A 24,761-nucleotide genomic window follows, 5' to 3' on the forward strand; every position below is an offset into this window, starting at 1 on the left:
TGGAAGTGAAGTAGTAATGGCCAAGCGAATCGACGTAAGCGGACTGACCGCCTACTACGGCTCCCACAAGGCGATCGAGGACATCTCGATGACCGTCGAGCCGCGCTCGGTGACGGCGTTCATCGGCCCGTCCGGCTGCGGCAAGTCGACGTTCCTGCGCACCCTGAACCGTATGCACGAGGTCACGGCCGGCGGCCGGGTCGAGGGCAAGGTGCTGCTGGACGACGAGGACCTCTACGGCGCGAGCATCGACCCGGTGTCGGTGCGGCGCGAGGTCGGCATGGTGTTCCAGCGGCCGAACCCGTTCCCCACGATGTCGATCTTCGACAACGTGGCGGCGGGACTGCGGCTGAACGGCAACTACAAGAAGAGCGAGCTGGCGGACGTCGTCGAGCGCTCGCTCAAGGGCGCCAACCTCTGGAACGAGGTCAAGGACCGCCTGAACAAGCCCGGCTCGGGCCTGTCGGGTGGTCAGCAGCAGCGTCTGTGCATCGCGCGGGCGATCGCGGTGGAGCCGAACGTCCTGCTCATGGACGAGCCCTGCTCGGCCCTGGACCCGATCTCCACCCTGGCGATCGAGGACCTGATCGGCGAGCTGAAGGAGCGCTTCACGATCGTCATCGTGACGCACAACATGCAGCAGGCGGCGCGGGTCTCCGACCGCACGGCGTTCTTCAACCTCGCGGCGGTCGGCCAGCCCGGCAAGCTCATCGAGATCGACGACACGGAGCGCATCTTCTCCAACCCGTCGGTCCAGGCCACGGAGGACTACATCTCCGGCCGCTTCGGCTGACCGGTCCGACTCCGCCGAGACTCCTCGCGGTGCTGCATGGCGGTGCCACCGCGAGGCCGAAAAAGGGCCCGCCCCTGGCTCCCGGGGGCGGGCCTTTTCGCGTGCTCCGACCGCCTACAGGAACGCCAGGTTCACGATCCCGAACGACGCGGCGGCCACCAGCGCGGCGGCCGGCATCGTGATGAACCAGCCCAGGATGATGTTCTTGGCGACGCCCCACCGCACGGCGTTCACGCGCTTGGTCGCGCCCACGCCCATGATCGCCGAGGTGATGACGTGGGTCGTGGAGATCGGCGCCTTGAACAGGAACGCGGTGGTGAACATGATCGACGCGCCGGTCGTCTCGGCCGCGAAGCCCTGCGGCGGGTCCAGCTCGATGATCTTCCGCCCCAGCGTCCGCATGATCCGCCAGCCGCCGGCGTACGTCCCCAGCGACAGCATCACCGCACAGGCGATCTTCACCCAGACCGGGATCGGATCGCCGTAGTCCTCGACGTCCGCGATGACGAGCGCCATGACCACGATGCCCATGGTCTTCTGCGCGTCCTGCAGACCGTGGCCCAGCGCCATGCCGGCGGCCGAGACGGTCTGCGCGATGCGGAAGCCGCGCTTGGCCTTGTGAGGGTTGGCCCTCCTGAATATCCACATGATCGCGGTCATCACCAGGTAGCCGGCCAGCAGACCGACGACCGGGGAGATGAACATGGGGATGACGATCTTCTCCAGCACCCCGTGCCAGTAGACCGTCGTCCCGCCGGCCAGCGCCGCTCCCACCATGCCGCCGAACAGCGCGTGCGAGGAGGACGAGGGCAGCCCGAAGTACCAGGTGATGAGGTTCCAGACGATCGCGCCCACCAGCGCGGCGAAGAGGATCCCCATCCCCTTCGAGCCGACGGGCGTCTGGATCAGCCCCTCACTGACGGTCTTGGCGACCCCGGAGCCCATGAAGGCACCGGCGAGGTTCATCACCGCGGCCATGGCCAGCGCGGCCTTCGGCGTCAGCGCCCGCGTCGAGACGGACGTGGCGATGGCGTTCGCCGAATCGTGGAAACCGTTGGTGTACGTGAAGAAGAGCGCGACCCCGATGGTCACGACCAGAGCGAAGGTGTCCATGAAGGGCTCAGGACTCCTTGACGGCGATGGTCTCCACCGTGTTCGCCACGTGCTCGAACGCGTCCGCCGCTTCCTCCAGCACGTCCACGATCTGCTTGAGCTTGAGGACCTCGATGGCGTCGTACTTGCCGTTGAAGAGGTGCGCCAGCAGCTTGCGGTGGATCTGGTCGGCCTGGTTCTCCAGCCGGTTGACCTCGATCCAGTACTCGGTGAGGTTCTCCATGGTGCGCAGGTGCGGCATCGCCTCGGCCGTCAGTTCGGCGGCGCGCGCCAGGACCTCGATCTGCTGCTCGACGCCCTTGGGCAGTTCCTCGACGTTGTAGAGGACGACCAGGTCGACGGCCTCCTCCATGAAGTCCATGATGTCGTCGAGGGAAGAGGCGAGGGAGTAGATGTCCTCGCGGTCGAACGGCGTGATGAACGAGGAGTTCAGCTGGTGGAAGATCGCGTGCGTGGCGTCGTCACCTGCGTGTTCCGCTGCCCGCATACGCTCTGCGATCTCGGCCCGGGCGGAAGCGTCCGCCCCGAGCAGTTCCATCAGGAGCTTCGAGCCCGTGACGATGTTGTCCGCGGAGGCGGCGAACATGTCGTAGAAGCTCGTCTCCCTGGGGGTCAGACGAAAGCGCACGTGGGGTCCTCGGGGTGCTTCGGTTTCGGTCAGGCTGATGCTAGGCGCATCATCCGGCCACGGCTATCGGGCCGCCCACCAGTGTCGCCCATCAGGCACAGTGATGAGCACGGGGGCGGTCCAGGGGCAGGATCCAGCCGTTGCGCACGACTGTGTACGCCATCGGCCAAGGGGCGTATACCCAGTAAAGTTCGGTACCATATACCCACCAGGGGTATATGTCGGCTCACCGCCCAGGAGGACGCGATGACGACCACCAAGGCCGGCGCGGGAGCGCCCTCCGACGGCACGGATGTCGCGAACGTCACGGACGTCACGGAAGTCACCCCCACCGCCGAGGTCATGACCGATCACGATCACGGTGTGCACGGGTACCACAAGCAGAAGGACGAACACCTCAAGCGCCTGCGCCGCATCGAGGGCCAGATCCGCGGCCTGCAGCGCATGGTCGACGAGGACGTCTACTGCATCGACATACTCACGCAGGTCTCCGCCTCCACCAAGGCCCTGCAGTCCTTCGCCCTCCAGCTGCTGGAGGAGCATCTGCGCCACTGCGTCGCCGACGCGGCCCTCAAGGGCGGTGACGAGATCGACGCGAAGGTGAAGGAGGCGACCCAGGCGATCGCCCGCATGCTGCGGACGTGAGCCCGGCCCGGGTTCAGCTCCCGGAGGTGTCCCGTTCCTCGGCCACTCTCAGCACCTCGTCGATGCTCTCCAGGCTGAGCCGCTCCTGGGCGGCCGAGGCCGCGATGATCAGCTCTCCGCACAGCTCGATCTCGGCGAGGGCCACGTGGTCCTGAACTGCCGTACCGCCGACCGGAGCCACGTGCATCACCTCATCTCTGCCGTTACCGACTTCCTAGAGTAGGGAGCGGCCTACACACCGCGCATGGCACGGACGGGCTAGTTCGCGCCGGTCACTCCTCGGCGATCTTGCCCGCGTAGATGTCGCCGTCGTCCGGCAGCCGCACGCGCACCGAGGCCCCGAAATCGTAGAGCAGAGTGGTCGAGGCGACGGCGACGGGGCTCTTCTGCTGCCCGTTCAGGAAGCTGAACCGGTGGCGGACCTTGCGGACGCGCCCCTCGTCGTCGAGGTAGGCGTCGAACGGCACTTCGGCGGTGGCGAACCCTTTCGCCGCCGCGCCCAGCGACTGCGCGTTGCCGTCGGAGGCGCGCCGGGCGGCGTCGCCGAGGTCGGCCGTGCCCCGGTAGTGCCGCACGCCGGTGCCCGCGACCTCCGTCCTGCCCAGGTACGTCGCCGTCCGCGTGCCGCGCAGCACCTCGGCGGCGGCGTACGGGTCGGTGGCCCCGCCGGTGACGAGGTTCCCGTCGGACAGGGTCCGCGTGTCCACCCGCACCCACTTGTCCGGGGGCACACCGGCGCCCCGGTTCTTCATGAAAAGGGCACCGGGCGCGAGCAGTTCGGTGATGGGCCGGCGCTCGGCGGCCCCCGCCGGATCCTGCGGCAGCAGCACCTTCAGCTGCCCGAGCCGCTTGCGGTAGTCGTAGACCCCCGCTCCCCGGATGGTCACCCGGGTCCCGCCGGCGGCCATCTCCATCGACGTCCGGGCCTTCGAACTCCCCGCGTCCACCAGCCGGTCGGGGGCCCGGCGCAGCGCGAGGACCGCGTCCCCGCCGCGGGCGTCCCCGGCGACCGCGTCTCCTCCGGAGCACCCGCCCGCCCCCAGTACCGCGCCGGCCACGGCCCCGGCCGCGGCGAGCGCCGCACCCGTCCGCCTGTGCCGCCACTCCCGCTGCCGCCCAGTCATCGCCTGCCTACCCCCAGCCGGTACGTCCGTCACGGGCCCCCTTGTTGTTCCGGTTAACGACGGGTATGTGCCCCCGTCACGCGAGCGCACCGGCACCGCCCTACGCACCCTTTACCTGCGATGGGTAACGTTGTCGCCGTGGCGCAGCAGGACGGGCTGGAACCTCCCCCCAACCTCCCAGAACACCGCACGACGACAACGGAGAAGGGCCATTTCTGCATGGCCCGCTGCATATGCGGCTGGCGCGGCCCGGCGAGACGGGCCCGAAGCCAGGCCCGCTCGGACGCGGAGCGGCACGAGGGTCTCGCCTAGCGGCACCGGATCGCGTGGAACCCGTTGCCCCACCACCCCGTCTCCCCAGACGGAACCACCGGGAGGCCCCATGGAACGGCGTACATTCCTCGCAGCCGGCACGGCGGGCATCGCCGCGGCCGCCACGCCCCTCACCACCGCCTGCACGAAGTCGGACACCCGCTCCACGGCCACGGCCACCACCACGACCACGCGGACACGCACCACGGCCGCCGACTGGTCCGCCCTCGCCCGCGACCTCGACGGCCCCCTCGTCCGCCCGGGCGACACCAGTTGGCCGACGGCCCGGCAGCTGTACAACACCCGCTTCGACAACCTGAAGCCCGCCGCCGTCGCCTACGTGGCCCACCCGGACGACATCCGCACGGCCCTGTCCTACGCCCGCGGCCACGCCCTGCGCGTGGCGATCCGCAACGGCGGCCACTCCTACGCCGGCTGGTCCTCCGGCAACGGGCGCCTGATCATCGACGTCTCGAAACTCGACCGCGTCCGCGCCTCAGGCAGCACCGCGGTGATCGGCGCCGGCGCCAAACTCATCGACGTCTACCGCGCCCTGACCGCGAAGGGCGTCACGATCCCCGCCGGCTCCTGCCCCACCGTCGGCATCTCCGGCCTCACCCTCGGCGGCGGACACGGCGTGGTCTCCCGCGCCTACGGCCTGACCTGCGACAGCCTCACCCAGGCCACCCTGATCACCGCCGACGGCAAGCAGCTCACCGCGAACGCCCGCGAGCACCAGGACCTCTTCTGGGCCCTGCGCGGCGCCGGCAACGGCAACTTCGGCGTCGTCACGGAACTGCACTTCAAGACCCACCCGGCCCCGCAGGGCGTCTCGGCCTACCTGTCCTGGCCCTGGTCGAAGGCGGCCGCGGTGGTGAGGGCCTGGCAGGAGTGGGGTCCCTCACAGCCCGACGAGATCTGGTCGTCCCTGCACGTGGCGAGCAGCGCCGGCGGCACCCCGACCGTGTCGGTCGCGGCCTTCTCCCTCGGCACCTACGGCGAACTGAAGAACGCCGTCGACCGCCTGGCCGACCGCGTCGGCGCCCCGGCCCGCAGCGTCTCCCTCAAGCGCCGCTCGTACGAGGAGTCGATGGAGGTGTACGCGGGCTGCTCCTCGTTCCCGACGGACGCCCAGTGCCACCTGCCCGGCTCGACCCCGGGCCGCTCCCCGAAGGGCGCGCTGGGCCGCGAGACGTACGCCGCGGCGTCGGACTTCTTCGACCGCTCCCTGTCCGCGGCCGGAATCCGCGCCCTGCTGGCCCAGATCGGCGCGGTCCGCGGCGGCACGGGCAGCATCGCGTTCACCGCCCTCGGCGGAGCGGTCAACCGCGTCCCGCCGACCTCCACGGCGTTCGTGCACCGCCGCTCCCGCATGCTGGCCCAGTACATCGCCTCCTGGCGCCCGGGCACGAGCGGCGCCACGGCCCGCGACTGGCTGGCCGCCGCCCACAGGTCGATGCGGCCCCACGCCTCGGGCGCGGCCTACCAGAACTACACGGACCCCACCCTGACCGACTGGCGCAAGGCCTACTACGGCGACGCGGCGACCCGCCTGGCGAAGCTGAAGAACCAGTACGACCCGACGCGCTTCTTCACCTACCCGCAGGCCCTCTGACGCGAGCCGCAGCGCTACGCGGCGAGGTCCCGCTCGGACGTGCCGGCCTGCTCACTGCGGGCCCCGGGGATCACCGAGTCCCGATCGGCCGGTCCTCTTCCCCGGGCCCGGATCAGCCACCCCGCGCGCGGCGACCGCTCGATCGCCGTCGTCACCGGCGTCAGCAGGGCCATGGCCGGCGGCGACAGCAGCAGGGCCACGGCCGTACCCAGCGCGAAGCCGCCCACGACGTCCGTCGGGTAGTGCACGCCCATGTAGACGCGGATGAAGCCCCCGAACAGCGCCAGCACGAGCCCGATCAGCCCGAACCTGCGGTTGGCGACGAACAGGCCGACCGCCAGCGCCATGACGATCGTCGCGTGGTCGCTGACGAAGGAGTAGTCGGTCTTGCCCTTGACGAGCACCTCGAGCCCCTGGTGGTCGAGGAACGGCCGGGGCCGCTCCACGAATCCCCGTATCGGCACGTTCACCAGCACGGCGATGCCCGCCGCCAGCGGCGCCCAGATCAGCGCCGCGACGGTGGACGCGGCGTCCTCGTCCCCGCGCCGCCGCACCGACCACCAGCACCACACGACGAGCAGGACGATGGCGAGCAGCAGCCCGTACTCACCGACGTACTCCATGACGCGGTCGAACCACGCCGGTGCGTCCTTGGCCAGGCCATTGATGTCGTAGAGCAGGTCGACGTCGGGGTTCGACCCGGATTCGGCGAGTCCAGCCATGGTGCTGCGGCCCCTTCGTCGTCTCTCCCGGCGCACCTGTGCGTGCGCCGCTCCTGCCACCCCCGTGGTTGTAGATCCGCTTCCGCTGCACGCGTGCGTGACACGTGCCCAGTGACGTCTGCTCGGCTACGTCACCAGGAACGCATGGTCCCCGTTGATACGTTCCACACTCCACCGAATGATCACGCAGACGTTATCGAAGAGAGACACGTCGTCGCAGCTCAGGGGGTGGGTTCACACTCGGTTCACACCGTCGTGGGCAGTGCTTTCGCGCCATCTTCGGTGACTCGGGTGGCCCCGAAGTAGTCGGGGGTGTCGATCGGGTCGAACCGGATGACCGCGCCCGTCCGAGGCGCGTCGATCATGTACCCACCTCCGACATAAATGCCGACATGCCGGATGGCTCGGGAATTGGTGAGGTCGTCCGAGAAGAACACGAGGTCGCCCGGGAGCAGTTCGTCCCGGCTGGGGTGCGGCCCCGCGTTGTACTGGTCGTTGGCGACACGCGGCAGCTTGATGCCCACGCTCTCGTAGGCGGCCTGGGTCAGCCCCGAGCAGTCGAAGCGTCCGCCCTGCTCAGCGGTGCCGGTGCCACCCCACAGGTAGGGCGTGCCGAGCTTCCGCTGCGCGTACTCGATCGCTCCGGCGGCCTGCTCGGAGGGGTCGACCCGCCCGACGGGCGCCGCGAAGCTCTTGGAGAGGGTCGTGATCCTCTTCACGTAGTTCTGCGTCTCGTTGTACGGCGGCACGCCCCCGTACTTGATCACCGCGTACGCCCCCGCGTTGTACGCGGCCAGCATGTTTTCGGTCAGATTCCCGCCGACCTTCTTCACGTACGACGCGAGTTCGCAGTCGTAGGAGGCGGCCGAGGGGATCGCGTCCTTCGGGTCCCACACATCGCGGTCGCCGTCGCCGTCGCCGTCGATGCCGTGGGAGGCCCAGGTGCCGGGGATGAACTGCGCTATGCCCTGCGCGGCGGCGTGGCTCTGGGCCTTGGGGTTGAAGCCGCTCTCCTGGTAGAGCTGGGCGGCCAGCAGGGCCGGGCTGATGGCGGGGCAGAGGTTGCCCCACTTCTGCACGAGGGCCGCGTACGCGGCGGGCACCGACCCCTTGGCCAGCGATTTCGCCCCACCGCCCACGCCGTTGACCAGGTTCCCGGCGACGATGTAGACCCCGACGACGAGCAGCATCACGAAGGCCAGGGCGGAGCTGATCGCAACACTCGCCACGATCCACGCCTTACGCACTGTCAACCGCCCCTCACCGCCCGCCAGTCCGTCGCCTGGTCAGTGTAGAGGCGGCCGCCGGGCTCCGGAATGATCACGGCGGGGAAGTCGGGGGCGGAAGGGGGAACGGGCCACGGCACGGGCGGCACGACGGGGGCACGACCGGAGCCGGCGGCACGACGGGGGCACAATCGGAGCGAGCGGCACGACGGGAGCACAATCGGAGCGGGCGGCGCACAGGGGCGTCACGGATCGCCCGCCGCCTCCCGGTACAGCCGCTCCGCCTCCGCGCCGAGCACCACGCTGTACGAGACGCGCGGGGTCGCACCGCCCTCGTCATGCCCGCCGAGGACCCCGACGACCTGCCCGTCGCCGTTCACCCAGGGGCTGCCGCTGGTGCCGCCGCTGAAGCCGGGGCACTCCACGCGCTGCTGGGTGGCACTGTGCGCGACCGGCTTGTCGGTGCAGCTGACGGGCGTCTCGCGGGAGTTGGGGTACCCGGTGACGGTCACCGCCGTGGCCCCCGTCGCCGTACCGGTGGTGAACGCGTTCCCGCCGACGACGTCCTGGACCTCTCTGCCGTCATGCGGCGCGACCACGAGGAACCCGACATCGCTGTCCTCGTGCCGCCCGTGGACCCACCCCGCGGGCAGGTACCGCCGCTCGACCGTCCACACCCCGTAGGGCGCGCGGCCGTCCCGGTATCCCGGCACGAAGACCAGGGCCCCGTCCCCGCCCAGGCAGTGCGCCGCGGTGACGACCAGGTTCCGGTGCGGCGCGGCCACCACCGACGCCGTGCAGAAGTGCCCGCCGGCCGGCCGCCCCGCCCGCGCGGCGGGGACGAGCACGCCGACCCGGGCGTTCCCCGCGGCGACGGTCACCCGGAAGGGCCCGGCCCCGTCGTCGGCGGTCGCGGTGGACGCGGAGACGAGTGCGACGAGGAGCACGGCGACGGACAGGACGCGCTTCATCGCAGCGACTGTGCCCGACGAAGGTGAGAGGAGCGTCAGACGCGGGTCTGTTCGTCCCGCGCGAGCGGGAAGGAGGTCCCCGTCAGCTCCTCCGACACCCGCCACAGCCGACGGGCCGTCAGCGGGTCGCTGGCCGCGCGGGAACGGCCCACCAGGGTGGGGGCGCCGCGCAGCTCGCCGAGGCCGTCGGGGCCGACGTAGCTCGCGCCGGGCAGGTCCTGGGTGGCGGCGTAGAGGGTGGGCAGGGCGCCGGCCCGGTCGTCCTGGGCGAAGAACCGGTTGCCGAGGCGCATGAAGGCGCGTGCCGCCGGGTGGGCCGCGTGGCTCTGGAGGTTGGTGGCCGCGTAGCCGGGGTGGGCGGCCAGGGCGCGGACCGGCGAGCCCGACTCCGTCAGCCGGCGCTGGAGTTCGAGGGTGAACAGGAGGTTGGCCAGCTTGGACTGGGCGTAGGCGCGCTGCGGGGTGTAGTGCGACGCCAGGTCCAGGTCGTCGAAGGCGATCCGCGCGCCGCCCCAGCGGTGGGCGCCCGAGGAGACGGTGACCACGCGGTCGGTGAGGTGCGGCAGCAGCAGGTTCGTCAGGGCGAAGTGCCCGAGGTGGTTCGTGCCGAACTGCATCTCGAAGCCGTCCTTGGTGCGCTGCCTCGGCAGCATCATCACGCCGGCGTTGTTGACGAGGATGTGCAGCGGCTCCCGCCAGGCCTCCGCGAAGGCCCGTACGGAGGACAGGTCCGCGAGGTCCAGCCGGCGCACCTCGGTGCTGCCCCGCACGGTGGCCGCCGCGGCCCGCCCGCGCTCCGGGTCCCGGACGGCGAGGACGACGTGCGCTCCGGCGCGGGCCAGCGCGTCGGTCGCCGTGAGGCCGATGCCACTGTTGGCACCGGTGACGACGACGGTCCGCCCGGTGAGGTCGGGGAGGCGGCGCGCGCTCCACGCCGCACCGCTCTTGCTGTCCGTTTTCTCAGCCATGCACCGAATGTAGGCGCCGCCAACAATGCTGTCAATGACAACAATGCTGCCAGCGTCAACAATGCTGGCGACGACAACAATGCTGACGGCGTCAACATCGGGATACGATGTGCGCATGCCGGAGAGCCGCCCCTACCACCACGGAGACCTGCGCTCCACCCTGCTCGCGGGTGCCGAGCGCACCCTGCGGGAGAAGGGGGTGGCCGCGCTCTCGCTGCGCGAACTGGCCCGCGAGGCGGGCGTGAGCCACGCGGCACCCGGCCGCCACTTCAAGGACAAGCAGGCCCTGCTCAACGCCCTCGCGCTGGCCGGGTACGACCGGCTGGGCCAGTCCCTGGAGGGCGCCGACGACCCCGCCCTGCCCCTGGAACGGCGGCTCACCAACCTCGCCCGGGCCTACCTCGCCTTCGCGATCGACAACGCCGAGCTGCTGGAGCTGATGTACGCCCGCAAGCACGAGCCGGACGCCTCGGAGCAGATGATGGCGGCCGTCGACCGGACGGTGGGCTCCCTCGAGCGGGTCATCGCCGACGCCCAGGAACGCGGCGAGATCATCGCGGGCGACCCGCGTCACCTCACCCTGCTGACCGGCGCCACCCTCCAGGGCATCGCCTCCTTCGCGGCGGGCGGCATGCTCGCCCCCGGAACGGCCCTCGACGGCATCGACGAACTGGTCCACCTCCTCCTGCACGGCCTCAAGCCCCGCTGAATCCGGGCCCCTTGGGCCGAGCCGCTCCGGCCCCCCGGGTCAAGCCACGGCCATTCGCCGGCCATCGGCCCGTCATCGTCCGGTATGCGCCGTACCCCTTTCAGTAAGGCGGAAGTCAGGATTCCGAAACCCGTCTTGTTGTCACGTACCCAACAAGCGATCGTCGTCGCGGGTCGCCGCCCCCGCCGGGAACCACACCGGCGGATCCCCACCCGCAGGCCTCTGTCCACCACTGCCAGGAGGCTGTACCTTGCGCACGACACGCACCGACTCCGCCGCCGGCCGCCGCAGATGGCGCCGCATCGGCTCCGCCGCCACCGCCACCGCCGCCCTCCTCCTCACCGGCCTCGCCACCGCCGCCCACGCGGACACCGCCCGGGCGAGCACCCCCCAGGTCACCTGGACCCGCTCCTGCGCCCTCCCCCGCAACACGGGCGAGATGGCCTGCAACGCCCTGCGCGTCACGGGCGGCCGCACCGCCTTCCAGCAGCAGCACGGCATCTCCGCCAAGGCCGCCGACGCCACCAGCCCCTCCGGCTACGGCCCCGCCGACCTGCGCGCCGCCTACGGCCTGACCTCCGCCTCCGCGAGCAACGGAGCCGGCCGGACCATCGCCATCGTCGACGCCTACGACGACCCGAACGCCGAGTCGGACCTCGCCGCCTACCGCTCGCACTACGGCCTGCCCGCCTGCACCACCGCGAACGGCTGCTTCAAGAAGGTCGACCAGACCGGCTCCACCACCTCCCTGCCCGCCCCCAACAGCGGCTGGGCCGCCGAGATCTCCCTCGACCTGGACATGGCCAGCGCGGTCTGCCCGAACTGCCACATCACCCTCGTCGAGGCCAAGTCCGCCACCATGACCAACCTCGGCACGGCCGTCAACGAGGCCGTCAGCCTGGGCGCCAAGTACGTCTCCAACAGCTACGGCGGCGGCGAGTCCTCCGCCGACGCGACGTACGACTCCACCTACTTCAACCACCCCGGCGTCGCCATCACCGTCAGCGCGGGCGACGCGGGCTACGGCGCCGAGTACCCGGCGGCGTCGAAGTACGTGACCTCCGTGGGCGGCACCAGCCTCACCGCCTCCTCGGCCACCACCCGCGGCTGGACCGAGAGCGTCTGGTCGACCAGCAGCACCGAGGGCACCGGCTCCGGCTGCTCCGCCTACGACACCAAGCCGGCCTGGCAGACCGACACCGGCTGCGCCCGGCGCACGATCGCCGACGTCTCGGCCGTCGCCGACCCGGCGACCGGCGTCTCCGTCTACGACACCTACGGCGCCGACGGCCAGGGCTGGGCCACCTACGGCGGCACCAGCGCCTCCGCCCCGATCATCGCGAGCGTCTACGCCCTCGCGGGCACCCCGGCCGCCGGCTCCTACCCGGCCGCGTTCCCCTACGCGAACACCTCCGCCCTGAACGACGTCACAAGCGGCAGCAACGGAACCTGCACCACCAGCTACTTCTGCACCGCCCGGACGGGCTACGACGGCCCGACCGGCTGGGGCACCCCCCAGGGGCTCGGCGCCTTCACCGGCTGACACCCACCACCTCGTGACGGACCGTCACCGAGGAACACCGCCGAGGGCCGTGGGGGCCCGAGGCGGACAGGGGAGGAACGGGCCGCGGCAACCCAGCCGCGGCCCGTTCGCCGTGCCGGGTAGCCTTCACCCGGAGAACACCGGCGCGACCACTCACCCGACCAGCCGTCAGAAACCGCACGGAAAGGTGAGAAAGATCGCAAAAGGGCACAACGACGGAACCGCACCCCAGGTTTCGCTCAGGCCTCATTGCCCGGCGTGACCTGCCGTGATACACAGAGTGACCATACGATCCTTCGTACACCGTCCGTCGCCTCCCTTAGGGCCCGGCGCCGAACGGTGGCAAGGTATTCGTACGAAACCCGCCAATCAATGACGCCAAGTCGACATACGACAGCGGCATTGTCGGCGAGAATGAGGCCTGACCTCTGCACGACCGCAGAGGGTGCGGAACTACCCAACAGGGGCGGTGACTTACATGCTCTTTGCGGCCGATAAGGGAGACATCAACACGATCATCGGCGGGATCGCTCCGGACTGGGGCCCCTTCGGCAGCCTGGGCAACGAGGCCAAGGTGATGATCGAGGTCGTGATGGCGGTGGCCATCCTGATCTGCCTCGGCATCGCCATCTGGGGCGCCGCCAAGCAGCGCATCGGTGCCACGGCGCTCCGCGACACCTTCAGCGCGGAACAGGGCAAGGGCCTCATCATCGCCGGCCTCACGGGAGTCTTCATCATCGGCTCCCTCGGCACGCTCTTCACCATCGTGTACGGCATGGCCGTGTAGGCCGGGCACCATCCGTCCCGGCCGGGCACGCCCGGCTCGCCCTCCATCCCACCCGCCCGTCGTGCCCACCGGCTGAGGTTGCGTTTCCCTGATGTCGAGTCACCACACCGCGCCCGCGCGGGAACCAGCACGGCTACCGTCGTACGAGGAGTACGTGTATCCGTTCGACGTCGAGGGGGCGTACGCGGCATGAGTCTCGGTGACGAGCGTGACCCCAACGGCGGCTACGGCGGCACGGGCCAGACCCGCACCCGCCTCCCCGACCCGGGCTCCGACCCCTACGGCACCCCACGCCGCGGCTCACGCTCCTCGTCCCGCAGCCTGGTGACGGTGGTCGGCGTGGTCGTCCTCCTGATCGCAGCGATCGCCTTCGCGAACCGGGGGGACGGCGACTCGGCGTCCTCGAGTGACAGCGCGGGGAAACCTGAGACGGCGGCGACGGCTCCTTCGGGAGAGCAGCCCGTGCGGTCGAAGACCGGTGGCATCCCGTCGGGGTTCGCCCACGACCAACTGGGGGCGGAGAGCGCAGCGGCCAACTATGCCGTTTCGCTGGGCTCTGCCGACATGTTCGACAAGGCCAAGCGTGACGCGATCCTGCAGGCCATCATCGCGCCCTCCCGGGTGGCCGGCTTCGAGGCGAGACTGGACAAGGCCTACTCACCGCAGTTCAACAAGAACATCGGCCTGAACGAGGACGGCTCAGCGCCTGCGGGCTTCACGTTCGTGTCCCGTACGAGCCCGATCGGCACCAAGGTCACCGAGTACTCCGCGAACAGCGCGACCGTCGAGGTCTGGTGCAGCGGTCTCCTGGGCCTCGCAGGTGAGGACTCCACGACCCCTGTCACGAACAGTTGGTTCACCATCACCATGCAACTCGAGTGGGCCAATGGCGACTGGAAGATCGTGTCGCACTCTCAGAAGGACGGTCCCGCACCCGTGCCCGGTGATGACAGGGCCTCCAGCGCCGACGAGATGGCGAAGGCCGTCGAGGAGTACGGAGGGTTCACGTATGCCCGGTAGCTCGCACCGCGTGCTCAAGGTCGTCGGCGCCCTGGCCGCCGCACAGGCGTCCGTCGTACTGTTCGCCACTCGAGCCCTTGCAGCCCCGACGCCAACGCCGACACCGAGCGAGACCGGCGATTGCTCGCTGATCGCGCCCCCGGCGCGAAAGTACTGCGAAGAAGGCGGCGGCTCCGGAGGAGGTGGCGGCGGCACCTCCCGCCTCGACCCCACCTCCACCCTCGACCCCCTCTCCTCCCTCGCCAAGGGCTGTGCCGACGCCGCCTCCTGGACCGTCGACAAGCTCAGCGACGCCGTGAAGGAGACCGCCAACGTCGACTTCACCAACCCCAAGTTCCTCCAGCAGTACGCCGTCGTCTTCGCCGCGTCGACGATCCTCACGCTCCTGCTCTGGCTCCTGGCCGTCGCCAAGCGAGCCGTCCGCGGCGTCCCCCTGACCACCGCCCTGTCCGAAGCCATCGGCTTCCTCTGGCTCACGGTCCTCGCCTCCGCCTTCACCCCGCTGATCCTCTACACCGTCGTATCGGCGACCGACGGCATCACCGAGGTCCTCGCCAAAGCCACCGGCGACCAGACCGACGCCTTCTTCGGCACGTTCTCCGAGGCCCTGAAGAAGGGCGAGGACATCGGCGGCGGCCCCATCATGCTGATCGTCGTCTCCCTGGTCAGCATCCTCGCCGCCGGCGTCCTCTGGCTGGAGCTCGTCATCCGCGCGGCCCTGCTCTACGTCGGCGCCCTCCTCGGCACCGTCGTCTACGCCGGCCTCGTCGACAAGAACCTGTGGGGCCACGTCCGCCGCTGGGCGGGCATCATGATCGCCGTCATCCTCGTGAAGCCGGTGATCGTGATCGTCCTCGGCCTCGCCGGCGCGCTCTCCGCCGACGACGGCCCCGACGCCTTCTCCGCCGTCGTCTCCGGCCTCGCCATCATCCTGCTCGCCATCTTCGCCAGCGCGATGATCTACCGCTTCGTCCCCGGCTTCGGCGACGAGATCGCCGGCTCCCGCAACAACCGCATCATGCGGGGCGCCGAGGGCAAGGCCGCGGCCGTCATCAGCTCCCCGGCGTCCCTGGTCGCGCAGGGCATCAAAACCCACAGCTCCCGCGCCGACAACAACGGCGGAGGCAGCCAGTCCTCCGCCCCCCGCCCCAGCAACCCCGCCTCCGGCGGAGTCGCCGCGCACAGCACGCGCCCCTCGAACGGCGGCGGCGGATCTGTCCCCTCCGCCGCACCCGCCCCCCGTTCGAGCAGCCCCGTCAACACGCCCCACGCCAGCAACACCCGCAACAGCAGTACCAACCGCACGGGAGGTGAAGGGCGTTGACGACCGAGTCCCACGTGTCCCATCCGGTCACGCCCCGCCGTACGTATCTGATCGGCCGAGCCCGGCCGAACGCGATCATCGGCCGCAACCGCGAGACCGGCGAGATCGCCCTGATCGTCGTCGGCGCGTTCCTCGGCATGATGTGCGGGCTCCTCGTCCCCGTGCTGTCCCTGCGCATCGTGCTGCTCGCCGGGTTCCCGATGCTGGCGCTGGCCGCGGTGTACGTGCCGTACAAGCACCGCACGTTCTACAAGTGGTTCGAGATCAACCGCAGCTACAAGCGCACCCTCAAACAGGGCACCACCTACCGCTCCACCGCCGTCGAGGCCGGCACCCGCCTCGACGGCCGCGAGGTCGAGATCGGCCCGCCCCCCGGCATCGGCCGCATCACCTGGCTGTCCGCCCCCTTCGGCCCGGACGAGATCGCCGTCCTGCTGCACGCCGACCGCAAGACCGTCACCGCCGCCATCGAGATCGAGGGCCCCGGCGTCGGCCTGCGCGACAGCGAGGACCAGGAGGCCCTGGTCGACCGCTTCGGCACGCTGCTCAAGCACGTGGCCAACGGCGACGGCTTCGTCACCCGCCTGCAGATGCTCGCCCGCACCCTCCCCGCCGACCCGGACGCCCACGCCAAGGACGTCGCCGTCCGCGGCGACGACAAGGCACCGCCGTGGCTCCAGCAGTCCTACGACCAGCTCCAGTCGATGGTGTCCACCAGCAGCGAGCAGCACCGCGCCTACCTCGTCGCCTGCATGCACTACACGCGCGACCTCGCCGCCGAGGCGAACGCCATGGCCCGGGCCGCCCGCGCCCACGGCGGCAAGGTCGACCGGGACGCCGGACTCGCCGTCGTCATGGCCCGCGAGCTCACCGACATCTGCTCGCGCCTCCAGGAGGCCGACATCCGCGTCCGCCAGCCCCTCGGCCAGAGCCGGCTGTCCTCGCTGATCCACTCCATGTACGACCCGGACCACCCGATCGACCACATCCAGGCGATGACGAAACGTAATGCCTGGCCGGCCGAGCTCGACGCCATGGAGCCCACCTACCTCCAGGCCAAGACCCGCGAGTCCTCCACCCGCGCCCCCTGGTGCCACGCCACCGCCTGGGTGAAGGAGTGGCCGATGACCCCGGTCGGCGTCAACTTCCTCGCCCCGCTGCTCGTCCACACCCCGGACGTCATCCGCACGGTCGCCGTCACCATGGATCTCGAACCCACCGAGGTCGCCATCGAGCGCATGCTCACGGAGAAGACCAACGACGAGGCCGAGGCGTCCCGCGCCGCCAAGATGAACCGCACCGTCGACCCGCGTGACGTGGCGGCCAACTCCCGGCTCGACCAGCGCGGCGAGGACCTCGCCAGCGGCGCCGCCGGCGTCAACCTCGTCGGCTACATCACCGTCAGCTCCCGCTCCCCCGACGCCCTCGCCCGCGACAAGCGCACGATAAGGGCCTCGGCCGGAAAGTCGTACCTCAAGCTGGAATGGTGCGACCGCGAGCACCACCGCGCCTTCGTGAACACCCTTCCCTTCGCCACCGGCATTCGGAGGTAGGACCTGATGCGGGATCCGCTGTCCGTCCTCACCGAGGCCTTCACGTCCTTCCTCTTCGGGAAGGTCGAGACGACCCGGCTCCCGGTGCGCACGTCCACGGGCCAGGCCCAGGCGGTCTACCTCCCGACCGCCGCCCCGGGCCTCGGCGACTCCGGCGTCATCATCGGCCGCGAGGTGTACTCCGGAAAGGGCTACATCTACGACCCCTTCCAGCTGTACGGCCAGCAGCTCCCCGCCCCCCACTGGCTGGTCCTCGGCGAGTCCGGCAACGGCAAGTCGGCGCTGGAGAAGACGTACGTCCTGCGCCAGCTCCGCTTCAAGGACCGCCAGGTCGTCGTCCTGGACGCCCAGGGCGAGGACGGCGTCGGCGAGTGGAACCTCGTCGCGCAGGAGCTGGGGATAACTCCCATCCGCCTGGACCCGATGGCCGCCTTGGACCACGGCATCCGCCTCAACCCCCTCGACCCCGCGATCACGACGACGGGCCAGCTCGCGCTGCTCCGCACGATCATCGAGGTCGCGATGGGCCACGGCCTGGACGAACGCTCCGGCTTCGCCCTCAAGGTCGCCCACGCCTACGTCAACGAGACCATCGTCGACCGCCAGCCGGTCCTCTCCGACATCGTCGAGCGGCTGCGCCACCCCGAACCCGAGTCGGCCGAGGCGATGAACGTCGCCATAGACGACGTACGGGCCTGGGGCCTCGACGTCGCCCTGGTCCTGGACCGCCTCGTCGACGGTGACCTGCGCGGCATGTTCGACGGCCCGACCACGGTCGGCATCGACCTGGACGCCCCGCTCATCGTCTTCGACCTGTCCCACATCGACCGCAACTCCATCGCCATGCCCATCCTCATGGCGATCGTCGGCGTCTGGCTGGAGCACACCTGGATCCGCCCCGACCGGAAGAAGCGCATCTTCCTGGTCGAGGAGGCCTGGCACATCATCAACAGCCCCTTCGTGGCCCAGCTGTTCCAGCGCCTGCTGAAGTTCGGCCGACGGCTCGGCCTGTCCTTCGTCGCGGTCGTCCACCACCTCTCCGACGTCGTCGACGGCGCGGCCGCGAAGGAAGCCGCGGCGATCCTGAAGATGGCCTCGACCAGGACGATCTACGCCCAGAAAGCCGACGAGGCGAGGGCGACCGGCCGGGTCCTGGGCCTGCCCCGCTGGGCGGTCGAGATCATCCCGACCCTCACCCCCGGCATCGCCGTCTGGGACGTCAACGGCAACGTCCAGGTCGTCAAACACCTGGTCACGGAGACCGAACGCCCGCTGGTCTTCACCGACCGCGCGATGACCGAGTCCTCCGCCGACCTCACGGACGACGACGCCCTGCGCGCCGCCGAACTCGAAGCGGAGGAACGGGCGGCGGCCTTCGTGGAACACCACCTGGGCGACTCCGAATCGACGGTGGCGTAGGCGTACGCAGGGGAGGAACGCGTGAGACCGGACGACCGCCGCACCCAGCGGGACGGCCAGGGAGGCATCCCCGACGGCCTGCTGGTCGGCATACTCGCGTTCCTCCTCGGCATGACCCTGCTGGTGTGGACGGCCACCGGCCTCGCCGCCTGGTTCGCCCACGGCGCCTGGCCGTCCGGCGTCACCTTCACCCGCACCCCCCTCGCCATGCGCGGCCTCATCGCCGAGCCCCACGACATCCCCGGCGCCTGGCCCGACACACCCCCCGGCCAACTCTCCGGCTACGGCCTGTTCTGGGGCCTGTTCATCGGCCAGCTGATGGTCCTGTTCGTCCTCACGGTGTTCGTCCTCGGCACGGTGGCCCGCTGGCGAGCAGGCCGAGCAAGGCGCCGAGCGGAGAAGCCGACAGCCGGACGACCGCCGTCCAGGACACCGGGTACGAGCGGAACGCCGCCGTACGAGACGGAAGCCCCGGTCCCACACGAGGCATCGACGAAGCCCCACCCCGGCACCCTGGCACCGCACGGGGCTCCGACCTCACCACAGCACGAGCTACCGACGCCGGCACCACACCAGGCACACACACCGCCACAGCACGGGGGACCGCCGGCAGCACAGCACGGCGCGCCGCCCTCAGCGCAGTACGAGGCACCGCCGGCAGCACAGCACGGCGCCCCCGCATCACCACAGCCGCCCACAGCCCCCACGTCGGCGCAGCACGACGTCCCCACCCCCCGCCGCGCCACGGCCCCCCAACCGCCGCACCCCCTGGACCCGACGGCCCCCCTCACCAACCCCCCGCACCCGACGGCGACTCCACCCCCGTCCCCGCCCCCAGCGGCCATCCCCACGACCCCGGCTTCTCTGTTCGGCCAGGAACGGGTGGGTGGGTGGGAAAAAATCCACGTAGCCCCAAGGGAAACCCGCCAGACCACCGCCACCCAGGCGGTACGCGACGCGGAGGGCCCCGCCCTGGTCGTCACCTCGAACCCCACCCTCTGGCAGGAGACGAAGGACGCCAGGGCCAAACTCGGCCCCACCCACCTCTACGACCCCACCCACCTCTGCGACACCCCGTCCCGCCTCCACTGGTCCCCCACCACCGGCTGCGAGGACAGGGAAACCGCGACAGCGAGAGCCACGGCCCTCCTCACCCCCGTACGCCCCACCGCCAAACTCGACCAGGCGGTCACCGACACAGCCACCACCCTCCTGCGGAGCTACCTGCACGCCGCCGCCGTCGACGGCCGCACCATCCGCCACGTCCACCGCTGGTCCCAGGGCACCCAGATCCAGGACGCCGTACGCATCCTGCGCACCAGCCCCAAGGCCGCCCCCGGCTCCGCGGGCGAACTCGAAGGCGCCCTCACGGCCCACCCGGAACGCCGTGACATGGCCCAGCAGCTGACCACCCGCGCCCTCGCGGCCCTCTCCACGGTCAACATCCGAAACGCGTGCACTCCCAACCGAAGTGATGCCCTCGCCTTGGATTCCTTCGTCCACGAAGGGGGCACGCTTTATGTGGTGGGTGAATCCATCGAGGACCCCAGGACCAGCCCGGGCGCGATGCCCTTCCTGACGGCCCTCGTCTCCAGCGTGGTCGAGCGCGGCCGGCGCATGGCCGAACGGTCATCCTCCGGTCGCCTCGACCCACCACTGACGCTCGTCCTGGACGACGTCGCGGCCGTGGCCCCGCTTCCCCAGCTCCCGGAGCTGCTGGCCACCGGAGCGGACCGGGGCATGCCGACCCTGGCCCTGCTCCGGTCCCGCGAACAGGGCCGCGCCCGCTGGCCACACGACGAACTGCCGGTCTAACGCCAGCGAACTGCCGGTCCGGCCCCAGCCCCCCGGCCACCCCCGGCCGCCCGCCCCTCACTCCCGCTCGAGCACGAACTCCAACTCCAGCTCCCCGGCGTCCCCCAACGGCACCGTCACCCCGCTCGGCAGGAACCCCACCCGCCGGTAGAACCGCTGCGCCCGCCCGTTCTCCTCGTGCACGATGAGCCGTACCCGCTCGAGCCCCCGCCCCCACGACCACTCCAGGGCCGCGTCGAACATCACCTCGGTCAGCCCGCTCCCGCGCTCCTCGGGCCGTACGAACACGCCGACCACATGCCCCTGCTTCCGCTCCACCGGAAACCCGGCCCAGTCGGTCGTCCCGGGCTCCTCCACGAGCACGGTCAGCGTCCCCACCCACCGCCCGTCCGGCCCCTCGGCGATGATCTGCTGCGCCTGGTCCGCCCCCTCGGCGGCCCTGGCCGTCCGCTCCTGCCAGTACGAGTCCGGCCTGGCCACGGCCTGGTCGTACGTCTCCAGGAAGGCCAGGTGCGCCACCGGATCCCGCAGCGCCGCGAGCCGCAACTCCCTCACCGCGGGCCACTCCTCGGCACGGACGGACCGGATCACATAGCTCATGCGGGCCACGGTAGTACCCGGGTACGACACGGCTCACCCCGATTACCCCGCCGGTCCGACGCCCGCCGCCCCCGCACGCACGAGCATCGAAGCATGCTGACCGCACACGAACTCACCAAACGCTACGGCGACCGGACGGTCGTCACGGACCTGTCCTTCACGGTCCGCCCCGGCACGGTCACCGGCTTCCTCGGCCCGAACGGCGCCGGCAAGTCCACGACCATGCGCATGCTCCTCGGCCTCGACGCCCCCACCCGGGGCCACGCGACCGTGGGCGGACGCTCCTACGCCACCCACCCGGCACCCCTCACCGAGGTCGGCGCCCTGCTGGAGGCCCGCTCGGTCCACCCCGGCCGCACGGCCTACCACCACCTGCGCGCCCTCGCTCACACGCACGGCATCCCCGGCGCACGGGTCGAGCAGGTCCTCGCCCTCACCGGCCTGACCGACGTGGCCCACCGCCGTGTCAAGGGCTTCTCCCTCGGCATGGGCCAGCGCCTCGGCATCGCCGCGGCCCTCCTCGGCGACCCGGCGGTCCTCATCCTCGACGAGCCGGTCAACGGCCTCGACCCGGAGGGCGTCCTGTGGATCCGCAACCTGCTCAAGTCCCTCGCCGCCGAGGGCCGTACGGTCTTCGTCTCCTCCCACCTGATGAGCGAGATGGCCCTCACCGCCGAGCACCTGGTCATCATCGGCCGGGGCCGCCTCCTGGCCGACACCACGGTCGCCGCGTTCGTCCGCGACTCCGGCGCGGGCACCACGAAGGTCGTCACCCCGCACGCCTCCGACCTCGTACGGGCCCTCACCGCACCCGGCGTCGACATCACCACCGACGGCCCCGGCACCCTCCAGGTCCGCGGCACGGACGCCGAACACATCGGCCGCACGGCAGCCGCCCACGGCATCCCCCTGTACGAACTGACTCCCAACGCCGCCTCCCTGGAGGAGGCCTTCATGGACCTCACCCGCGACGCCGTGGAGTACCCGGCGACCCTGGAAGGAGCAGCGGCATGACCACGGCGACCACGGCGGCCCTCCCCTACCGCGTGACCCCGGCCCGCGTCCTGCGCTCCGAGTGGCACAAGTTCCGGACCCTGCGCTCCACCTGGATCAACCTCGCCGTCACCAGCCTCCTGACCGCCGCGATGGGCGCGGGCCTCGGCGCCGCCTACGACGGTTCCGGCGAAGGCGGCATGGACACCGTCATGTTCGTCCTCCTCGGCACCCAGTTCGCCACGATCAACCTCGGCGTGCTGGGCATCCTGGCCACCGCCTGCGAGTACTCCACCGGCCAGATCCGCGCCACGATGACCGCAGTCCCACGCCGCCTGCCCGTCCTCTGGTCCAAGGCCGCCGTCCTGATCGCGATCGTCCTCCCCCTCACCCTGGCGACGAACCTCCTGACCTTCCCCCTCGCCCAGTCCTTCCTCACCGGCACCGACCTGTCCGCCTCCCTCGGCGACCCGGGCGTCCTGCGCGGCCTCGCGGGCAACGCGGCCGGCCTCACCCTCCTCGCCGTCCTCGCCCTCGCCATCGGCGCCCTCCTCCGCTCGGTCCCGACGGCCATCGGCGCCTTCATCGGCCTGATCATGATCCTCCCGGAGGTCCTGGCGATGCTCCCCTACGACGCCGTCGACAACGCCGTCCGCTACTTCCCCGGCAAGGCCCTGGAGGCCCTCACCACCGCCCAGCCCATGCCCGGCGCGGCCTCCCCCGGGAGCGCCCTGCTCGCCATGCTCCTGTGGACGGCGGCGACCCTGGCCCTGGCCGCGTGGGTGCTGCGCCGCCGGGACGTCTGACACCCGGCCCCGGGAACCCTCACCATGGACCCCGTGACGACGGAAGACAGGGCGCCGGAGCCCCTCACCGAGTACGCCCACCGCCTCACCCGCCGGGTGCGCGCCTTCGACCGCCGCCACCCGCTGCTGTGGGACCTGCACTTCGCCGGCTTCTGGGTGACGGCCGCCCTGATCGACTGGGCGGGCGGCGCCTGGAAGCACAACGCCCACAGCCTCGACGTCCCCGGCGGGCTCCTCCTCGCCCTGAGCCTCGGCTTCTCGCTCCCCCTCCTGTGGCGCCGCACCCACCCGGGGGCCGCCCTCGCCGTGATGGTCCCCTTCGCCCTCGTCAACGCCTGGACCGGTGCCGCCCTCCAGGCCGCCCTGCTCCAACTGGTCCTCGTCTACCACCTGGCCCTGCGCCGCGCCCTGCGCAACCTGTGGTGGGCGACGGCTGTGGTGATCGCCCCCGTCCTGGTGTCCGTCGCCCGTCACGGGGAGGGCAGCTGGGACCAGCAGATCGGCTCCCAGCTGATGTCCATCGCGGTGGCCGCCCTGATCGGTGTCACGGTCCGCACCCGCCGCAACTACACCGAGGCCTTGGAGGACCGCGCCCGCCGCCTGGAGCGGGAACGCGACCAGCAGGCCCGGCTCGCCACGGCCGCCGAACGCGCCCGCATCGCCCGCGAGATGCACGACATCATCGGCCACAACCTCTCCGTCATCACAGGCCTGGCCGACGGCGGCCGTTATGCGGCCGCGAAGTCCCCGGAGCGCGCCGCCCAGGCCCTCGACGCCATCGCCACCACGAGCCGCCAGGCCCTCACCGAACTCCGCCGCCTCCTCGACGTTCTCGGCGAGGAGGAGAAGCAGCAGGCGGACCTGACCCCGCAACCCGGTCTCACGGACCTCGACCAGCTCCTCGACGGCGTCCGCTCCGCAGGCCTCACCATCCACACCATCACCCACGGCCGCCCCACCCTTCCCGCGGGCCGTCAGCTCACCGTCTACCGCGTCATCCAGGAAGCCCTCACCAACACCCTGAAACACGCCGGCCCCGACACGACCACCGAGATAGAGCTGTCCTACGAGGAGAGAGGTGCGGTCACCGTCACGATCACGGACACCGGCGACGGCAGCCACCCACAGAGCCTCGCGGGCGGCCGCGGACTGCCCGGAATGCGCGAGCGAACGGCCCTGTACGGCGGCACACTTGAGGCCGGCCCTCGCCCTCACCCGGAGCGGGGCTGGCGCGTCCGCCTACATCTCCCGGAGGAAAACCCGCAGTGACCACGGTCCTCATCGCCGACGACCAGCCCCTGCAACGCTTCGGCTCCCGCATGCTCCTGGAGAGCCAGGACGACATGACGGTCGTGGGGGAGGCGGCGAACGGCAGCGAAGCGGTCCGCATGGCGGCCGAGCTCCACCCCGACGTCGTCCTCATGGACATCCGCATGCCCGGCCTGGACGGCATCGAGGCGACCCGCCGCATCACCGCCGCGGGCGACCGCACCCGCATCCTGATCGTCACCACCTTCGACCTGGACGAGTACGCCTACGCCGGTCTCCGCGCGGGCGCTTCCGGCTTCCTGGTCAAGGACGCCCAGCCGGAGGAACTCCTGGCCGGCATCCGCGCGGTCGCCACGGGGGACGCGGTTGTGGCCCCGAGCCTGACCCGCCGCCTCCTCGACGCCTACGTCCACCACCTGCCGACCGATTCTGCAGGGGAGACGCCCCAGGAGGACCCGCGCCTCGCTTCCCTCACCGACCGGGAGCGCGAAATCCTGACGGTCATCGGCAAGGGTTGGACGAACACGGAGATAGCCACGCGCCTCCACCTGGCCGAGTCGACGGTGAAGACTCATGTGGGCCGTGTCCTCGCGAAAACCGGCTCTCGCGACCGCATTCAGGCGGTCATCCTGGCCTACGACACGAAACTGGTCCAACCGTCCTGAAACACAAAAAGGCCCACACCGTAAGGTGTGGGCCTTTTCAATATTTGTTCGGCGGCGTCCTACTCTCCCACAGGGTCCCCCCTGCAGTACCATCGGCGCTGTAAGGCTTAGCTTCCGGGTTCGGAATGTAACCGGGCGTTT

25 protein-coding genes and 1 rRNA gene are annotated in these 24,761 nt (G+C 70.9%); 16 read left to right on the plus strand and 10 right to left on the minus strand.

What is annotated here, in order from left to right:
- Window positions 1-16 precede the first annotated feature (16 nt).
- Window positions 17-793, plus strand: coding sequence for a phosphate ABC transporter ATP-binding protein PstB (gene pstB, locus ABZ948_RS16890; protein WP_359760214.1), 777 nt, complete (start codon window positions 17-19; stop codon window positions 791-793).
- Window positions 794-907: 114 nt separating this feature from the next.
- Here the strand turns inward: pstB and ABZ948_RS16895 are convergent, their stop codons facing one another.
- The gene (locus ABZ948_RS16895) at window positions 908-1,906 is read right to left on the minus strand and encodes an inorganic phosphate transporter (protein ID WP_359760216.1); all 999 of its coding nucleotides are present in this window, start codon (window positions 1,904-1,906) and stop codon (window positions 908-910) included.
- 7 nt (window positions 1,907-1,913) lie between these two features.
- Complete coding sequence (locus tag ABZ948_RS16900; RefSeq protein ID WP_020269925.1) at window positions 1,914-2,534, minus strand: DUF47 domain-containing protein; 621 nt, start codon at window positions 2,532-2,534, stop codon at window positions 1,914-1,916.
- Window positions 2,535-2,780: 246 nt separating this feature from the next.
- On the opposite strand from ABZ948_RS16900, the gene ABZ948_RS16905 reads away from it, so the two are divergent.
- A complete protein-coding gene (locus tag ABZ948_RS16905; RefSeq protein WP_359760218.1) occupies window positions 2,781-3,179 on the plus strand; it encodes a metal-sensitive transcriptional regulator in 399 nt (132 codons plus the stop codon).
- 13 nt (window positions 3,180-3,192) lie between these two features.
- Here ABZ948_RS16905 and ABZ948_RS16910 read toward each other — a convergent pair whose 3' ends face one another.
- Both ABZ948_RS16910 and ABZ948_RS16915 read right to left on the minus strand, forming a co-directional pair.
- Complete coding sequence (locus ABZ948_RS16910) at window positions 3,193-3,360, minus strand: hypothetical protein (protein WP_356616644.1); 168 nt, start codon at window positions 3,358-3,360, stop codon at window positions 3,193-3,195.
- 91 nt (window positions 3,361-3,451) lie between these two features.
- Window positions 3,452-4,303, minus strand: coding sequence for an SCO4651 family lipoprotein (locus ABZ948_RS16915; protein WP_359760220.1), 852 nt, complete (start codon window positions 4,301-4,303; stop codon window positions 3,452-3,454).
- A gap of 120 nt (window positions 4,304-4,423) precedes the next feature.
- Here ABZ948_RS16915 and ABZ948_RS16920 point away from each other — a divergent pair, with 120 nt between their 5' ends.
- Window positions 4,424-4,615, plus strand: coding sequence for a hypothetical protein (locus ABZ948_RS16920; protein ID WP_359760222.1), 192 nt, complete (start codon window positions 4,424-4,426; stop codon window positions 4,613-4,615).
- A gap of 70 nt (window positions 4,616-4,685) precedes the next feature.
- Entirely contained in the window at window positions 4,686-6,230 is a 1,545-nt protein-coding gene (locus tag ABZ948_RS16925) for an FAD-binding oxidoreductase (protein ID WP_359760224.1), read from the plus strand.
- 14 nt (window positions 6,231-6,244) lie between these two features.
- Here the strand turns inward: ABZ948_RS16925 and ABZ948_RS16930 are convergent, their stop codons facing one another.
- The 4 genes from ABZ948_RS16930 to ABZ948_RS16945 all read right to left on the minus strand — a co-directional run bounded on the left by ABZ948_RS16930 (window position 6,245) and on the right by ABZ948_RS16945 (window position 10,117).
- Entirely contained in the window at window positions 6,245-6,952 is a 708-nt protein-coding gene (locus ABZ948_RS16930; RefSeq protein ID WP_359760226.1) for a phosphatase PAP2 family protein, read from the minus strand.
- Window positions 6,953-7,197: 245 nt separating this feature from the next.
- Complete coding sequence (locus ABZ948_RS16935; RefSeq protein WP_389620476.1) at window positions 7,198-8,142, minus strand: bifunctional lytic transglycosylase/C40 family peptidase; 945 nt, start codon at window positions 8,140-8,142, stop codon at window positions 7,198-7,200.
- Window positions 8,143-8,423: 281 nt separating this feature from the next.
- Window positions 8,424-9,149, minus strand: coding sequence for a trypsin-like peptidase domain-containing protein (locus ABZ948_RS16940; protein ID WP_359760230.1), 726 nt, complete (start codon window positions 9,147-9,149; stop codon window positions 8,424-8,426).
- A 35-nt stretch (window positions 9,150-9,184) separates the two neighbouring features.
- Window positions 9,185-10,117, minus strand: coding sequence for an oxidoreductase (locus ABZ948_RS16945; protein WP_359760232.1), 933 nt, complete (start codon window positions 10,115-10,117; stop codon window positions 9,185-9,187).
- A gap of 115 nt (window positions 10,118-10,232) precedes the next feature.
- On the opposite strand from ABZ948_RS16945, the gene ABZ948_RS16950 reads away from it, so the two are divergent.
- From ABZ948_RS16950 to ABZ948_RS16985, 8 genes are all read left to right on the plus strand, one after another.
- A complete protein-coding gene (locus ABZ948_RS16950; RefSeq protein WP_359760234.1) occupies window positions 10,233-10,826 on the plus strand; it encodes a TetR/AcrR family transcriptional regulator in 594 nt (197 codons plus the stop codon).
- A 250-nt stretch (window positions 10,827-11,076) separates the two neighbouring features.
- The gene (locus ABZ948_RS16955; protein ID WP_359760236.1) at window positions 11,077-12,369 is read left to right on the plus strand and encodes a S53 family peptidase; all 1,293 of its coding nucleotides are present in this window, start codon (window positions 11,077-11,079) and stop codon (window positions 12,367-12,369) included.
- Window positions 12,370-12,847: 478 nt separating this feature from the next.
- Entirely contained in the window at window positions 12,848-13,156 is a 309-nt protein-coding gene (locus ABZ948_RS16960) for a DUF8827 family protein (RefSeq protein ID WP_004000049.1), read from the plus strand.
- 189 nt (window positions 13,157-13,345) lie between these two features.
- On the plus strand, window positions 13,346-14,176 hold the full coding sequence (locus ABZ948_RS16965) for a DUF8175 domain-containg protein (RefSeq protein ID WP_359760238.1): 831 nt from the start codon (window positions 13,346-13,348) through the stop codon (window positions 14,174-14,176).
- Window positions 14,166-15,500: a hypothetical protein gene (locus tag ABZ948_RS16970; protein ID WP_359760240.1), complete on the plus strand. Its 1,335-nt coding sequence runs from the start codon at window positions 14,166-14,168 to the stop codon at window positions 15,498-15,500. The genes ABZ948_RS16965 and ABZ948_RS16970 overlap by 11 nt, the downstream gene beginning before the upstream one ends.
- Window positions 15,497-17,053 (plus strand): SCO6880 family protein, encoded by a 1,557-nt coding sequence (locus ABZ948_RS16975; RefSeq protein ID WP_359760242.1) that lies wholly within the window; start codon window positions 15,497-15,499, stop codon window positions 17,051-17,053. The genes ABZ948_RS16970 and ABZ948_RS16975 overlap by 4 nt, the downstream gene beginning before the upstream one ends.
- Window positions 17,054-17,059: 6 nt before the next feature.
- A complete protein-coding gene (locus ABZ948_RS16980; protein ID WP_359760244.1) occupies window positions 17,060-18,472 on the plus strand; it encodes an ATP-binding protein in 1,413 nt (470 codons plus the stop codon).
- 21 nt (window positions 18,473-18,493) lie between these two features.
- Complete coding sequence (locus tag ABZ948_RS16985; RefSeq protein WP_359760246.1) at window positions 18,494-20,287, plus strand: type IV secretory system conjugative DNA transfer family protein; 1,794 nt, start codon at window positions 18,494-18,496, stop codon at window positions 20,285-20,287.
- A gap of 57 nt (window positions 20,288-20,344) precedes the next feature.
- Here the strand turns inward: ABZ948_RS16985 and ABZ948_RS16990 are convergent, their stop codons facing one another.
- On the minus strand, window positions 20,345-20,887 hold the full coding sequence (locus ABZ948_RS16990; protein WP_359760247.1) for a GNAT family N-acetyltransferase: 543 nt from the start codon (window positions 20,885-20,887) through the stop codon (window positions 20,345-20,347).
- 93 nt (window positions 20,888-20,980) lie between these two features.
- On the opposite strand from ABZ948_RS16990, the gene ABZ948_RS16995 reads away from it, so the two are divergent.
- The 4 genes from ABZ948_RS16995 to ABZ948_RS17010 are packed head-to-tail and all read left to right on the plus strand — an operon-like array spanning window position 20,981 to window position 24,620.
- On the plus strand, window positions 20,981-21,901 hold the full coding sequence (locus tag ABZ948_RS16995; RefSeq protein ID WP_359760249.1) for an ABC transporter ATP-binding protein: 921 nt from the start codon (window positions 20,981-20,983) through the stop codon (window positions 21,899-21,901).
- Window positions 21,898-22,686: an ABC transporter permease gene (locus ABZ948_RS17000; protein WP_359760251.1), complete on the plus strand. Its 789-nt coding sequence runs from the start codon at window positions 21,898-21,900 to the stop codon at window positions 22,684-22,686. Before ABZ948_RS16995 ends, ABZ948_RS17000 begins: the two co-directional genes overlap by 4 nt.
- 24 nt (window positions 22,687-22,710) lie before the next feature.
- Complete coding sequence (locus ABZ948_RS17005) at window positions 22,711-23,955, plus strand: sensor histidine kinase (protein ID WP_359760253.1); 1,245 nt, start codon at window positions 22,711-22,713, stop codon at window positions 23,953-23,955.
- Window positions 23,952-24,620, plus strand: a complete 669-nt coding sequence (locus ABZ948_RS17010) for a response regulator (RefSeq protein WP_359760255.1) — start codon at window positions 23,952-23,954, stop codon at window positions 24,618-24,620. Before ABZ948_RS17005 ends, ABZ948_RS17010 begins: the two co-directional genes overlap by 4 nt.
- Window positions 24,621-24,666: 46 nt before the next feature.
- Here ABZ948_RS17010 and rrf read toward each other — a convergent pair.
- A 5S ribosomal RNA gene (rrf, locus tag ABZ948_RS17015) occupies window positions 24,667-24,761 on the minus strand; the annotation flags it as partial.

The sequence above is a fragment of the Streptomyces olindensis genome (assembly GCF_040645895.1).
Taxonomy (GTDB): domain Bacteria; phylum Actinomycetota; class Actinomycetes; order Streptomycetales; family Streptomycetaceae; genus Streptomyces; species Streptomyces olindensis.

Coding starts and splice junctions, on each gene's coding strand:
- pstB (WP_359760214.1), top strand. CDS start 17: ATGGCCAAGCGAATCGACGTAAGCGGACTGACCGCCTACTACGGCTCC.
- ABZ948_RS16895 (WP_359760216.1), bottom strand. CDS start 1,906: ATGGACACCTTCGCTCTGGTCGTGACCATCGGGGTCGCGCTCTTCTTC.
- ABZ948_RS16905 (WP_359760218.1), top strand. CDS start 2,781: ATGACGACCACCAAGGCCGGCGCGGGAGCGCCCTCCGACGGCACGGAT.
- ABZ948_RS16915 (WP_359760220.1), bottom strand. CDS start 4,303: ATGACTGGGCGGCAGCGGGAGTGGCGGCACAGGCGGACGGGTGCGGCG.
- ABZ948_RS16920 (WP_359760222.1), top strand. CDS start 4,424: ATGGGTAACGTTGTCGCCGTGGCGCAGCAGGACGGGCTGGAACCTCCC.
- ABZ948_RS16925 (WP_359760224.1), top strand. CDS start 4,686: ATGGAACGGCGTACATTCCTCGCAGCCGGCACGGCGGGCATCGCCGCG.
- ABZ948_RS16930 (WP_359760226.1), bottom strand. CDS start 6,952: ATGGCTGGACTCGCCGAATCCGGGTCGAACCCCGACGTCGACCTGCTC.
- ABZ948_RS16935 (WP_389620476.1), bottom strand. CDS start 8,142: ATGCTGCTCGTCGTCGGGGTCTACATCGTCGCCGGGAACCTGGTCAAC.
- ABZ948_RS16940 (WP_359760230.1), bottom strand. CDS start 9,149: ATGAAGCGCGTCCTGTCCGTCGCCGTGCTCCTCGTCGCACTCGTCTCC.
- ABZ948_RS16945 (WP_359760232.1), bottom strand. CDS start 10,117: ATGGCTGAGAAAACGGACAGCAAGAGCGGTGCGGCGTGGAGCGCGCGC.
- ABZ948_RS16950 (WP_359760234.1), top strand. CDS start 10,233: ATGCCGGAGAGCCGCCCCTACCACCACGGAGACCTGCGCTCCACCCTG.
- ABZ948_RS16960 (WP_004000049.1), top strand. CDS start 12,848: ATGCTCTTTGCGGCCGATAAGGGAGACATCAACACGATCATCGGCGGG.
- ABZ948_RS16965 (WP_359760238.1), top strand. CDS start 13,346: ATGAGTCTCGGTGACGAGCGTGACCCCAACGGCGGCTACGGCGGCACG.
- ABZ948_RS16970 (WP_359760240.1), top strand. CDS start 14,166: ATGCCCGGTAGCTCGCACCGCGTGCTCAAGGTCGTCGGCGCCCTGGCC.
- ABZ948_RS16980 (WP_359760244.1), top strand. CDS start 17,060: ATGCGGGATCCGCTGTCCGTCCTCACCGAGGCCTTCACGTCCTTCCTC.
- ABZ948_RS16990 (WP_359760247.1), bottom strand. CDS start 20,887: ATGAGCTATGTGATCCGGTCCGTCCGTGCCGAGGAGTGGCCCGCGGTG.
- ABZ948_RS16995 (WP_359760249.1), top strand. CDS start 20,981: ATGCTGACCGCACACGAACTCACCAAACGCTACGGCGACCGGACGGTC.
- ABZ948_RS17000 (WP_359760251.1), top strand. CDS start 21,898: ATGACCACGGCGACCACGGCGGCCCTCCCCTACCGCGTGACCCCGGCC.
- ABZ948_RS17005 (WP_359760253.1), top strand. CDS start 22,711: ATGGACCCCGTGACGACGGAAGACAGGGCGCCGGAGCCCCTCACCGAG.